At 69.2% G+C, this 12,872-nt stretch carries 9 protein-coding genes and 3 pseudogenes; 11 read left to right on the top strand and 1 reads right to left on the bottom strand.

Translation table 11 applies throughout. The features are described from left to right. Window positions 1–70: 70 nt before the first annotated feature. From OL239_RS01520 to OL239_RS01500, 5 genes are all read left to right on the top strand, one after another. Complete coding sequence (locus OL239_RS01520; RefSeq protein ID WP_268910435.1) at window positions 71–640, top strand: CGNR zinc finger domain-containing protein; 570 nt, start codon at window positions 71–73, stop codon at window positions 638–640. Between the two features lie 232 nt (window positions 641–872). After that, window positions 873–1,571: a hypothetical protein gene (locus OL239_RS01515; RefSeq protein ID WP_268910434.1), complete on the top strand. Its 699-nt coding sequence runs from the start codon at window positions 873–875 to the stop codon at window positions 1,569–1,571. After that, on the top strand, window positions 1,544–1,999 hold the full coding sequence (locus tag OL239_RS01510; RefSeq protein ID WP_268910433.1) for a hypothetical protein: 456 nt from the start codon (window positions 1,544–1,546) through the stop codon (window positions 1,997–1,999). Before OL239_RS01515 ends, OL239_RS01510 begins: the two co-directional genes overlap by 28 nt. Next, the gene (locus OL239_RS01505; protein ID WP_268910432.1) at window positions 1,996–3,510 is read left to right on the top strand and encodes an LPXTG cell wall anchor domain-containing protein; all 1,515 of its coding nucleotides are present in this window, start codon (window positions 1,996–1,998) and stop codon (window positions 3,508–3,510) included. The genes OL239_RS01510 and OL239_RS01505 overlap by 4 nt, the downstream gene beginning before the upstream one ends. 1,465 nt (window positions 3,511–4,975) lie before the next feature. Beyond that, window positions 4,976–5,791, top strand: coding sequence for a sigma-70 family RNA polymerase sigma factor (locus tag OL239_RS01500; protein WP_268910431.1), 816 nt, complete (start codon window positions 4,976–4,978; stop codon window positions 5,789–5,791). A gap of 18 nt (window positions 5,792–5,809) precedes the next feature. On the opposite strand, the pseudogene OL239_RS01495 reads toward OL239_RS01500, so the two are convergent. Continuing rightward, window positions 5,810–6,756, bottom strand: a pseudogene (locus OL239_RS01495) (glycosyltransferase family 9 protein). Window positions 6,757–6,909: 153 nt separating this feature from the next. Here OL239_RS01495 and OL239_RS01490 point away from each other — a divergent pair. The 6 genes and pseudogenes from OL239_RS01490 (at window position 6,910) to OL239_RS01465 (ending at window position 12,872) form a co-directional block, all read left to right on the top strand. Further along, window positions 6,910–7,446 (top strand): D-glycero-alpha-D-manno-heptose-1,7-bisphosphate 7-phosphatase, encoded by a 537-nt coding sequence (locus OL239_RS01490; RefSeq protein ID WP_268910430.1) that lies wholly within the window; start codon window positions 6,910–6,912, stop codon window positions 7,444–7,446. After that, window positions 7,443–8,503 (top strand): annotated as a pseudogene (locus OL239_RS01485) (glycosyltransferase family 9 protein). Before OL239_RS01490 ends, OL239_RS01485 begins: the two are co-directional and overlap by 4 nt. Further along, window positions 8,500–9,560: pseudogene (locus OL239_RS01480) on the top strand (glycosyltransferase). Before OL239_RS01485 ends, OL239_RS01480 begins: the two co-directional pseudogenes overlap by 4 nt. Next, window positions 9,557–10,825 carry a glycosyltransferase gene (locus OL239_RS01475; RefSeq protein WP_268910429.1) on the top strand — a complete coding sequence of 423 codons (1,269 nt, stop codon included), beginning with the start codon at window positions 9,557–9,559 and terminating at the stop codon, window positions 10,823–10,825. Before OL239_RS01480 ends, OL239_RS01475 begins: the two are co-directional and overlap by 4 nt. After that, the gene (locus tag OL239_RS01470) at window positions 10,822–11,490 is read left to right on the top strand and encodes a D-sedoheptulose-7-phosphate isomerase (protein WP_442864192.1); all 669 of its coding nucleotides are present in this window, start codon (window positions 10,822–10,824) and stop codon (window positions 11,488–11,490) included. Before OL239_RS01475 ends, OL239_RS01470 begins: the two co-directional genes overlap by 4 nt. Next, on the top strand, window positions 11,487–12,872 hold the full coding sequence (locus OL239_RS01465; RefSeq protein WP_268910428.1) for a PfkB family carbohydrate kinase: 1,386 nt from the start codon (window positions 11,487–11,489) through the stop codon (window positions 12,870–12,872). The genes OL239_RS01470 and OL239_RS01465 overlap by 4 nt, the downstream gene beginning before the upstream one ends.

The raw sequence follows: 12,872 nt of genomic DNA, 5'->3' as shown, positions 1-12,872 counted from the left end.
CTGTCAGCTTCATTGTGCGCGGTTGGACCTTACACTGGGAAGACCATGCGGAAAGATGTCAGGGGTCACTATGACTTTTACACATGACACTGAGGTGGCGCTGAAGACACTGGCGGCCTTCATCAATACCGGGATCGGCACCCGGCCGGACCGGGCGGACGGGCTGCTTACAACCGGGGACCTCGATGATTTCCTGGCCGAACAGCGTTTCAGCGGCCCGCGCACCCGCACTGCCGGCGAGCTGCGGGCCGTCCGGCACCTGCGCACCCGCCTGCAGCGACTCTGGACGGCTGACGAGGAACAGGTGGCTGACGGAGTGAATCAGCTCCTGCGGAACGCACGGGCCCTTCCCCGGGTCGTCCGCCACGACGGATGGAGCTGGCATCTGCACTGCACCTCCGCCGCGGCTCCGCTCGAGGACCGAATGGCCACCGAAGCAGCAATGGCCCTTGCCGATGCCCTGCGCGGCGGAGAACTTGACCGGCTGCGGGCCTGTGCGTCGCCGGACTGCAGCGCGGTTCTGCTGGATCTGACCCGGAACCGTTCCAAGCGGTACTGCGACACCGGAAACTGCGCAAACCGGGAGCACGTGCGCTCCTACCGCACCCGGCAGGCAACCCGGCAGAAGCCCGCCGGCTGAAGCGGCGGAGGCGGCGGAGGCGTCCGTGGACCTTTCTCCGGCGCCCGTGCCCAGAAGTGCCAAGTGCCCTTGTTAGTTTCCTCACCTGCCGCTATGCTCTGGATGAGCTTCGTCTGCCTTCTTGGCGGACGGCCAATTCCACTCAGTCTCGGCTCTGCATTTACCGGTCCAGGTCTACACCTGTGCCCTGTGCGGCGGTGGAGTCTGTGCCAGTACATAAATGGGGGTTTCAATGCAGGACCATACGAGCGCGTTTTACAAACGCGTTGGCGCCTTGGGCGCCGCAACAGCACTGGCGGTGAGCGGAGCATTCATTGCTTCCCCGGCCATTGCTTCACCGACAGGGGAGCCGGACACTGCGTCCACCGATGCTCCCGTCACTACAGCCACTGAGGCCCCGGCCAGCGAACCCGCCGTTGACGAAACCGTCACCGAGGAAGCTCCGGAAGAAGCCGTCACCGACGAGGCTGAAGCCACTGAAGAAGCAGGAACGGTCGATCCCGGCCTGGCCGAGGCCCTCCTCCGAGACCTGGGCATGACGGTTGAAGAGTTCGAGGCAGCCGGCGAGCTCGGCAAGAAGGCAGCGGATGCCCTTCCCGGGCTCCAGGCCACCGAAGGCTTCGTAGGCATTGCCATCGAAGACGGCAAGATTGTCATTACCGGTTCCGGTGACGCCCTTGAAGCCCTCGCACTTGAGCTGGACGCCACTCTCGTGGCGCCGGCTGAAGAGGCTGAGGTTGTCGAGGCCCTGCTGAAGATGCCCCCGCTGAGGAAGCCTCCGAAGCTCCGAGCGCCGAGGCAACCGAGGCCGCCGAGGAAACCCCCGCTGCGAAGATCAGCCTGTCAGGCGACTACCGCACTGAAATTTCCAAAATCCGGTCAGAGTACATCTCCAGCGTTGGCGTGGAGGGACTGCAGTCCATCCTCCTGACCGACAACGGTTACGTCATCAGCGTTGATAAGTCCGCTGTTGTCGGCGATTCGGTCCTTGCCAGGAGCATGGCAGACGTAACGGGCTCTCCTGCGGACGCCTTCGCGGAGCGATTCACCAACGTCACCATTTCCGACTCCTCAGGCCCGGCCACGCCGCTTGAAGAGGTTGTCAACGGTCAGGGCTATGCGATCGACGAATCCTTCCTCTGCTCCATCGGCTTCAACGGCTTTGCCCCGGGCGGCAAGCCCGCCGTCATCACTGCGGGTCACTGCAACGACGACGGCAACGGCAAAGAAGCGGCACTCACCGACCCCACGAATGATGATGCAAGCGGGGAACACAGCCCAGCCTCGGATCAGATCTCGGAACATTCGGCTTCTCGCAGTTCGGCGGGGAGGGCAACTCGCCCATTGCTGACCCGGTGACCGGCGGAAACATTGGCACCGACATTGCTGTTATTGATGACATCAACAGCGAACTCGATTTGCTCCCCGAAACCACGAAGTGGCAGGACGCCACGGATCTCACGGCAGATACAGTCGCCATCACCGGGGTTGTCGAAGCCGTCAACGGCGCACCCGTATGCAAGTCCGGCCGCACCACGGGCTGGAGCTGCGGCGAGGTCACCGGCCTCGGCGAATTCTACGTCCTGGGCCACAACGGTTCCGACGACATTCGCGGCGTGTGGGGCTTCGAATCCACTCTTGAGGAAAACGCAGCTCCCGGCGACTCCGGCGGATCCGTTATCTCCGGTACCAACGCCATGGGCATCACCAGCGCCGGCGTCGTCCGGGACGGCATCGAGCGCCTGTCCTCCACCTCCCTGGTCGACGGCCTGACCAAGTACCTGCCCGGCTACACGGTTGCGGTCTTCGTTGAAGCTCCGAAGCTGACCTCGCATGAGGACAAGGGAACCGTCCTCACGGACGAGACCATCAGCGGAACCACCACCGGCACCGAGGTAAAGCTCACCGTCAACGGTGAGACCGAGCCCGTTACGGTTGAGAACGGCACCTGGAGCTTCACGGCTCCGTCCACCGTTCCCGAAGGCGGAACGCTCGAATTCACCGTCCAGGCCGTCAACGGCTACAACAAGTCCAAGACCGTATCTTACGAGCTCGAGGTCAAGGAAGCTCCGCTGGCAGCTCCGGTCATCACCAACCCGGCAGATGGTGCAGCCATTGCTGATTCCGTCGAAGCGATCACCGGCACCGGTGCCAAGGGTGCCGAGGTAACCCTGAAGCTCACCGGCACCGACACCCGCGAAGACACCGAGACCGCAAACAGCCTGGCCGCCGTTGAAGAAAGCGACACCGCCACTGTCGACGCGGACGGCAACTGGGAATGGAAGCTTGACGAGGCGCTCACCTACGGCGAGTACTCCGTGACTGCTGTCCAGGATCTCGCTGGCAAGGAAACCTCCGACACCGCAACCTCGAAGTTCTCCGTCATCCTCGAAGAGGCTGTCATCACGTCCGTCACCGATGGACAGGACTTCGTTGAGGGCGAGAACCCCAGCGAGATCTCCGGCACCGGCACCGCCGGTGCCAAGGTGAATGTCACCATCGGGAAAGACACCCTGAGCGCCACGGTTGCCGACAACGGCAGCTGGAGCGTCAACGGCTTCCCGGCCCTGGTTCCGGGCAGCTACACGGTCTCGGCCGTGCAGACTCTCGAAGGCGCGACCTCCGCAGCAACAGCCGTCACCTTCACCGTGACCGCGGTTGTCATTGCACCCGAGGCTCCCGCTCCGGTAGTACCCGGCCCGACTCCGGCCCCGGGCGATCCCGCCCCGGCTCCGGACAACAACGGTGACGGCCTGCCCGACACCGGTGCTGCCGGCATGGGTCTGTTCGCCGGAGCAGGTGCCCTGCTCACCGCCGGTGGAATCAGCGCCCTGCTGATCAACCGCCGCCGCCAGCTGCAGGATGCCTAATCTGCACCTAGCGGAAGAACACTGAAACGGGTCCCGGTCTTGTGCCGGGGCCCGCTTTGGTATTACGTGCATACTGGACCGACAGCAGGAGGCACCATGTCACCGACACTCCGACCCATCGGCCGCACCGCCGGCCCGGCACTCACCGCACTTTCGCTGACGGCACTGCTGGCCCTCACCGGCTGCGGGCAGGAGGCCCCGCCGGCCACGGCGCCCCTGACCGCGGCCGCAGCCCCGGACGCCCCCGGGACAAGCGGTCCCGGGATGGCACCGGCCGCCCCCGGCAGTCAACCTGCGGACGAGACGGCAGCAACGCCGTCGGCCGCGGATCCCGGACCCCTATCGGAAGAGCAAATGACAGATCTCCTGCAACTTCATGCCCAGTTGAAAACGGACCTTGGCGGCGCCTACTCCGACGCGTGGATCGAGGGCGGCCGGCTCCACGTCGCAGTGACCGCGCCGGAAGCCGAAACGGCAGTCTCGGAGGCCGGAGCTATCCCGTTCAGGGCGGAATTTACGGAACAACAGCTGCGCGAGGCCGCAGATGCTTTCAAGGCCTGGCTCGGCACTGACAGTGCTCCCCGGGTGCAGTTGCACTGGCTGAGCACGAGCGGGCGCACCGGCAGCATCAACGTCCGGGTGCCGGGCGAGCAGGTTCAGCCGCTGGCCGACGCCGTGGCGCTGCAGCAGCCGGCCGGTGCCGTCCAGGTCATTGTGGAGGAGTCCAGCGGTCCGGCAACCCCCTCGCCACAAACGCCCCCTAAGCGCCCCGCAACCCGTCAGGGACTGTCCGGGCCCCGGGGGTGCTGCCTAGACTTGGGGGCGTCGAGCACACGGCACCACTGCCTCTTCCCAGGACCCCCACATGGAACAGAAGCTGCAGAACCTCCTGTACTCCCTCCCCACCCGGACAGCCTGGATCATCATCGGCAGCTGCGCGGCGTTCTGGCTCATTTGCCTGACGGGCGTACTGACCCCTCCGGTCTCGGCCCCGCCCAACCTCACCCTCTTTTGGTTCTACGCCATGCTGATGCTGATACTGGCCTCCGGCCTTGCTGTCATCGGCGCCGCCGCCGTCCTGCTGGCAAAGCGCGGGAGACGGAGCGGCAGCACCGGCCAGGCGCCGGCAGCACTGGACCAGTTCGCCGGTCTGGGCAGCATGCTGGACGGTCCACCCTTACACGTTCCGGGTAGCAGCGGGCACTCATCCCGGGAGCCCGGACCGTCTCCGCGGGGGCCCGGAAGAGCACCGGCGGACAGCGCAAACGCCGCAAAGGACGATAGCTTCCCCGGGTACTGCACCGGCAGCATACGACTGCTGCTTCTCCGTATACCTTCTGCTCAGCCGGGAAGTAAAGCCCTCACTGCAGGGTTTCCGCGGGAAGTCTTGATAACTAAGGGGGCTTCTGATTTCCTAAGGTAGCGGTCCAGCAGGGGGCTAGGTAGGAACGACGAAATGCTGCCCATGACGCTTCCTGAGTCCGATGCCCTCGACCACTTCACCAAGGCACGCGGTGCCCACGGTGACCTGCAGCAGGCCCTGCACAACGAACTGATCCTGCAGCACCGGGATCTCGCGGACAGCGTGGCCGCAGCCTATGCCGGCCAGGGCCGCGACCGCGCCGACCTCCGCCAGGTGGCCTACATCGGGCTCATCAAAGCTGTCCGGCGGTTTGATCCGGCCATCGGCCGGCGCTTTCCCGCGTTTGCCGTGCCCACCATCCACGGTGAAATTAAACGCTATCTGCGGGACCTGTCCTGGATGGTGCGCCCGCCGCGTGAGGTCCAGGACCTGCGCACCACCGTCGCCAAGGTGTATCCGTCCCTGACCCAGCGGCTGGCCCGTGAGCCGTCCCTGCCGGAACTGGCCCGGGAGCTGGGGCAGACCGAAAAAATCGTGTCGGAGGCGTTGACGTGTCACAGCAGCCTCCAGCCGGACTCCCTCGATGCGCCCTTCCAGGGCGGTTTCCTGGCCGACGTCCACGGAAGCATCGACGGCCGGCTCGAGCAGGCGGAGAATCTCGTGGTCCTCGCGGAAGCTATCCGCACCCTGGACGACGGCGAGAAGGACCTGCTCTGCCGCCGGTACTTTCACGAGGAGCCGCAGCAGGTCATCGGCGAGCGCCTGGGGATGACCCAAATGCAGGTGTCACGCCGGCTGGCCAAGATCCTGGTCAAACTCCAGCATGAGATTTTGGGCCGTCCCGCACCGGCCAAGGCCGCGGCAGTGGCCAGGGCCCAGGCGGGGGCAGCAGTCGGGGCCCAGACAGCGAGCGCTTAATTGGCCGCCCCGGACGACCTACGGAACATCCAGTTTTTCGACGGCCGCCAGCACATCCTGCACCGACACCGCCAGCAGCGCCGGATCCGGGTCGACGGCGAACGTATCCCCCCGGCGGCGGCTCTCATCCGTCAGCGCAATGTGCGGGCCGTCCGGGGGACCCCACTCCGCGACGGGGGCCGGACCGAAGATCACCACCGACGGCCGGGCGTACGCCGAGGCCAAATGCGCGGCGCCGGTGTCGGCGGAAACCACCAGGGCGGCTCCTGCGACGGCGGCCGCGAACCCGTCCAGGTCCAGTTGCCCGGCGGCAACAGCAGCAGCCGGAAGTCCTGCCAGTTCCGCAGCGGCCAGTGCCCGGGGCGTTCACCGGTGCTGCCGGTGAACAGCACGCGGAGTCCGGCCCGGTGCAGCTCGGCGGCGACCGCAGCGAACCGTTCCACCGGCCAGAGCCGGCTGCCGTAGGCGGCTCCCACATGGATGACCGCTGCACCCGGTGCCGGGCTTGGCGATGCCGGTGGCAGCAGCAGGTAGTCCAGCGGATCGGCCGGAACCCCGTGCCAGGTCATGAGGTCAGCCCAGCGCTCCCGCTCATGGACGCCGTCCCGCCAGGCGGGTCCGGGCAGTCCCGGGGCGGCATGTCCGAGCAGGCGGCGCGGCTTCAGCGCCTCCAGCCGGCCGGTGCTTTCCGGACCGCTGCCGTGCAGGTTCACGGCCACGTCAATCCGCCCCGGCTCCAGCGGAATGGGAACATCCAGCCCGTGCAGCGGCAGCAGTGCATCCACGCTTCCCACCAGTTTCAGGACCGGCAGCAGCCACTCCTGCGCCGCGTAGGAGATGAAATGCTCCGGAAAGGCCCGGCGGAGTGCCCGCAGCGCGGGTACCGCCACGAGCAGGTCCCCCAGTTTCAGGGCGCGCAGGGCCAGGAGTTCCGGCTGCCCTCGATGTGCGCTGGTCTGCTGCATTCCGGCCCTCCTGCCGACGCGCCGTCCCGCCGTCCGGAACGAATGGACCTCATCCTGCCAGACAGACGGCGGCAGGCTGAGCGCAGCGGCGGCGCGGAGAAGAAGTGCACGCGGAAGTGTTTGAGCCTGGTACGGATGGGGAAGAAGTTCGGTATGGGACATGTGGACTGGAAGCCGCCGCGCGCGGTGCTCTTTGACCGGGACGGCACGCTGGTCCGCGACGTCCCGTACAACGGGAACCCCGGCCTGGTGGATCCGTTTCCGCAGGCCGCCGGCATCCTGCGGAAGCTGCGCCGGGCCGGCATCCGGACCGGAGTGGTCACTAACCAGTCCGGTGTGGCCCGCGGCCTGCTCACGCGTTCCCAGGTGGCCGCCGTTAACTCGCGGATCCAGGACCTGCTCGGCCCGTTCGACGTCTGGGAAATGTGCCCGCACGGTCCCGGTGACGGATGCACCTGCCGCAAACCGCAGCCCGGCATGATCCACAGCGCCTGTGCCCGGCCAGGCCTGCGGCCGGCCGACGTAGCCGTCATTGGGGACATTGGGGCAGACATGGCGGCAGCGGAAGCGGCCGGTGCACGGGCTGTCCTGGTGCCCACGCCGGTCACCCTCCCGGCGGAAACCGCAGCCGCGCCGCTGGTGGCCCGGGATCTGGCCGGCGCCGTCGCACTCCTGCTGGAGGGTCCGTGACCCGCGGCGTCCTGGTCGCGCGCCTGGACAGTGCGGGAGACGTCCTGCTCGCCGGGCCCGCGGTCCGCGCCGTCGCGGCGGACCCGCAGACCAGGGTCACCCTGCTTTGCGGGCCGCAGGGCGCCGACGCCGGCCGCCTGCTGCCCGGTGCCGACACGGTCCTGACCTGGACCGCGCCCTGGATTACCGATCCGGCGCCGCCGGTCACCGCCGCTTCCCTGGCCCGCCTGGAGCAGGAGGTGCGCAGCGCCGGCATTGAGGAAGCCGTGATCCTGACCTCCTTTCACCAGTCCCCGCTGCCGCTGGCCCTGGTGCTGCGCCTGGCGGGTGTGCAGCGGATCGCCGGTGCCTCCGTGGACTATGCCGGGTCGCTGCTGGATACCCGCCTGCGGCCCGGTGAGGATTTTCCCGAGGATCAGCCCGAGGCCGAGCGCGCCCTGCAGATCGCCGCCGGGGCCGGTTACCGGCTGCCCGACGAGGACGACGGCCGCCTGCGCGTGACCGGTCCCGGCGATGTCCGGCACCTGGTGGGGAACGGGCCCTATGTGGTGGTCCACCCCGGCGCCGCGGTGCCGGCCCGCGCCTGGCCGCCCCTGCACCACGCCGCCGCAGTGGAGCTGCTCGCTGCCGCCGGACACCGGGTCCTGGTCACCGGCGGCCCGGGCGAAACCCGGCTGACCGCCACCGTCGCGGGCGTGGCCGGCGGAGATCTGGGCGGCCGCACCGACTTGCGTGCCCTGGCCGGCGTGCTGGCCGGAGCCTCCGCCGTCGTCGTCGGGAACACCGGACCGGCCCACCTGGCGGCGGCGGTCGGAACCCCCGTGGTCAGCCTGTTCGCCCCTGTGGTTCCGGCCGTGCGGTGGGCACCGTACCGCGTGCCGCTGGAACTGCTGGGCGACCAAAACGCGCCGTGCCGGCTCAGCCGGGCCCGTCAGTGCCCGGAGCCGGGGCACCCTGCCTTTCCGGGGTGACACCGGAACAGGTCGTGGAGGCCGTGCACCGCTTGACCACCGGCGTTACGTCCCTGGGAACGCGCAGAGAAACGAGGACTGCATGAGGATCCTGCTTTGGCATGTGCACGGAGGCTGGATGGAAGCCTTTGTCCGCGGGCCGCATGAGTACATCCTGCCGGCTACGCCCGAAGGCGGCCCCTGGGGGCTGGGCCGGGGCGGGCGGGAGTGGCCGGCATCGGCCGTTGAATGCGCTCCCGGGGACCTGCGTGACGCCGGGATCGATGCCGTCGTGCTCCAGCGTCCGGAGGAGCTCGCCGCCTGCGAGCGCCTGCTGGGACGGCGCCCGGGCCGGGACCTTCCGGCCGTGTACCTGGAGCACAACACTCCGCGCGGCGCAGTTCCGTCCACCAGCCATCCGCTCGCCGGCCAAAGCAGCATTCCCATCGTGCACGTCAGCCATTTCAATGCGGTGTTCTGGGATAACGGGCGCGCGCTGGTGCGGGTCATCGAGCACGGCATCCCGGACCCCGGCTACCGGTACACCGGCGAACGCGGCCATCTGGGCGTAGTCATCAATGAACCGGTGCGCCGCTGGCGGGTCACCGGAACGGACCTGCTGCCCCGCTTTGCCCGCGCCGCCCGGCTGGAAGTGTTCGGCATGGGGACCGGAGGCCTGGCCGCCGCCACCGGTCTTGGCCCGGATGAGCTAACAGTCCGGGGTGACCTGCCGGCCGATGCCCTGCATTCGGAGCTGAGCGGATGCCGGGCCTATGTTCATCCCATGCGCTGGACCTCCCTCGGGCTGTCCCTGCTCGAAGCAATGCATCTGGGCTTGCCCGTGCTGGCCCTGGCCACCACCGAAGCTGTCCGCGCCGTTCCCCGGAGGCCGGGGCCGTCTCAACCGACGTCGATGAGCTGGTGCAGGCGGCAGCGGACCTGCTTGGCGACCCCGGGGAGGCACGGCAGCGGGGCCGGGCCGCCCGGGACTTTGCCCTGCAGCAGTACGGCCTGGCCGCTTTCCTGGCGGCCTGGGACAACACGCTTTCGGACATCATGACCCGGGGTGGCAGCAGCCCCGATATGAGGGATCCGGCTGCCGCCGGGGAGCTGCCGCTGCAGCGGAATACGGAACTGTCAGCTGCCGGAGGGGGAACGCAGTGAAAATTTCAATGGTGTCCGAGCACGCCAGCCCGCTGGCCGCCCTGGGCGGCGTGGACGCGGGCGGGCAGAACGTGCATGTCGCCGCCCTGTCGGTGGCGCTGGCCCGCCGCGGCCACTCCGTCCGCGTCTACACCCGCCGTGATGATCCCGGTTTACCGGCGGTGGTTCCGGTCCGCGACGGACTCGAGGTGGTGCACGTGGAGGCAGGACCGCCCCGGGCCCTGCCCAAGGACGTTCTGCTGCCGTACATGCACGAGCTGGCCGAGGGCATCTCGGCAGACTGGGGCGCCGCACCGCCGGACGTGGTGCACGCCCACTTTTGGATGTCCGGCGTGGCCGCGCTTGAAGCCGCGCGGCACGTTGAGGCCCCGGGGTATCCCGTTCCAGTGCTGCAGACCTTCCACGCCCTGGGCACCGTGAAAAAACGCCATCAGGGAGCCGAAGACACCAGCCCGCCGCAGCGCACCTGGCTGGAGCCGTCCGTCGGGCGGACGGCGGACCGGGTGATCGCCACCTGCTCCGACGAGGTGTTTGAACTCAAGGCCATGGGTGTTCCGGGAGGCCGGATTTCCGTGGCCCCCTGCGGCGTGGACCTGGAGCTCTTCGGGTCCGGCGGGCCGGCGGAACGCAAGGGGCAGCGGTTCCGGATCGCCGTCGTCGGCCGCCTGGTTCCGCGCAAAGGCGTGGACCTGGCGGTGCAGGCGCTGGCGCTGCTCGCGGAAAGCGGGCACGACGACGTCGAACTCCTGATCGTGGGCGGCGCCTCCGACTCCGCCGGGCTGGCCTCCGATCCGGAAGCCCAGCGGCTGCTGGCCCTGGCCCGCATCCTCGGCGTGGTGGACCGCGTGCTGCTGCGGGGACAGGTTCCGCGGGAACAAATGCCCGCGGTGCTGCGCAGCGCCGACGCCGTGGTCTGCGCCCCCTGGTACGAGCCGTTCGGGATTGTGCCGCTGGAGGCCATGGCCTGCAGTGTTCCGGTCGTGGCATCAGCCGTCGGCGGGCTGATCGACACCGTGGTACACGGTAAAACGGGCCTGCATGTGCCGCCCAGGGATCCGCAGGCCCTGGCCGCAGCGCTGGCCGAGCTGCTGCACAATCCGGGGTATGCCCGCCGTCTCGGTGCTGCCGGCCGGCAGCGGGCCCGGGCACGCTACTCATGGGACCGGGTGGCTGCCGATACCGAGAAAGCCTACCAAGTGGCAGTGGGCGGTACGGCCGCTGCCCGCCGGAACCGCCTGCAGCCGCTGGGAGGGAAGGCCCTGTGAAACCGACAACCCCGGACGCGGCCGGAACCCTGCTGGCCGACGCGCAGCCCGCCCCTGCTGCCCGGCCGATACCGTCTGCCGCCCACCGCGCGGTCCTGCAGCACCTGTCTGATCTGCGGCCGGCGGTCGCCTCGCTCGAAGCGCAGGCCGCCCGGCTCACCGGCTGGGGCGCGGAACTCGCCGTGCGGCTCCTGGCCGGGCAGCGGCTGCTCGCCGCCGGCAACGGCGGATCGGCGGCCGAGGCCCAGCACCTGACGGCGGAGCTGGTGGGCAGGTTCGACGCCGACCGGCGGCCGTTCTCCGCCATCGCACTGCATGCCGAGACGTCCGCGGTGACGGCCATTGCCAATGATTACGGGTTCGACCAGCTGTACGCCCGGCAGGTGCTGGGCCACGGGCGGACCGGGGATGTACTGATTCTGCTGTCCACCAGCGGCCGCAGCCCCAACCTGCTGCGCGCCGCCGAAACCGCCCGCACCGCGGGGATCACCACATGGGCCCTGACCGGGCGCGGCCCGAATCCGCTGAGTACGGCCTGCGACGAAGCCGTGAGCATCAACGCGCAGGCCGCCAACGCGCAGGAGGCCCACCTGATTGCCCTGCACGCCGTGTGCCGGGCCTTTGACGCCGAAGTTCTCCGCCGTGGCGGAAAGGAGCAGCTGTGAAGACCGTGGTGGTGGGCGACGTCCTGCTGGACACCGATATCACCGGCAGCGCGCAGCGGTTGTCGCCGGATGCCCCGGTTCCGGTGGTGGATGTGGACAGTATCCGCAGGCGTGCCGGCGGAGCCGGCCTGGTGGCCCGGATGCTCGCCCGCGACGGCCACGATGTGGCCCTGGTGACGGTGCTGTCCGACGACGGCGCTTCGGCAGAGCTGCGTGCCGCCCTCGCCGGGATTGCCGTCACCGCCGGCCCGTCGGGAGCGCCGACGCCGGTAAAGACCCGCATCCGCGCCGGCACGCAGGCCGTCGTCCGTTTTGACGAGGGCTGCTCACCGCCGCCGGTTCCCGCAGTAACCCGCGAGATGCTGTCCGTCATAGCCGGCGCCGATGCGGTGGTGGTGGCCGACTACGGCCGCGGACTGACCGCTGTGCCGCAGCTGCGCCACGCCCTGGAAGCCGCGGCCGGGCGGGTGCCGGTCATCTGGGATCCGCATCCGGCCGGAGCCGGCCCGGTGCCCGGCGTGGCCGCGGTGACCCCCAATCTGTCCGAAGCGCGGCAAAGCGCGTCCGGGCCGGGCGGCGTGGGCGCAGGGGCCGGCACCGGAGGAATTGCGGCAGCCCTGCATGCCGCGGCAGTGCTGCTGGAGCGGTGGAAGAGCCGTTCGGTGGTGGTGACCCTGGGAGCCCTGGGGGCGCTGGTGCACCCTGCCGCAGGACTGCCGCAGGTGATTCCCGCCCCGGACGTCCAGGCCGCCGACACCTGCGGCGCCGGTGACCGGTTCGCCGCCACCCTCGCCCTGGCCCTGGCCCGCGGAACCGCCCTGGAACCTGCCGCGGAACAGGCAGTGCAGGCAGCCGCCGGTTTCCTTGCGGCCGGCGGAGTGGCCGCCCTGCACCGGGGAAAAGCACCCGTACAGCTGCACAGCGGCAGCCTCGACGCCATGGCCGCCGCCGGGGCGGTGCGGGGCCGCGGCGGCACCGTGGTTGCCACCGGCGGGTGCTTCGACCTGCTCCACGCCGGACATGCCCGGACCCTGTCCGCGGCCCGCCGGCTGGGCGACTGCCTGATCGTGGTCCTGAATTCCGACGCGTCGGTCCGCCGGCTCAAGGGGAACCAGCGCCCGATTATTGGACAGGAGGACCGGGCCGAGCTGCTGCTGTCCCTCGGCTGCGTGGACGGGGTGCTGATCTTCGAGGAAGACACCCCCGAGGCGGCCCTGGAGCGGCTGCGGCCGGACATCTGGGTCAAGGGCGGGGACTACCGCGAGGACCAGCTGCCTGAAGCCCGGCTGATCAGGGCGTGGGGCGGGGAAACCGTCACCGTCCCCTATCACCCGGCCCGTTCCACCACCGCGCTGGCCGCCGCCCTGGCCCGGGTGGGTTAG

The sequence above is a fragment of the Arthrobacter sp. ATA002 genome (assembly GCF_026898095.1).
GTDB lineage: Bacteria > Actinomycetota > Actinomycetes > Actinomycetales > Micrococcaceae > Arthrobacter_B.
This window is presented reverse-complemented; position numbering and strand designations above follow the sequence as displayed.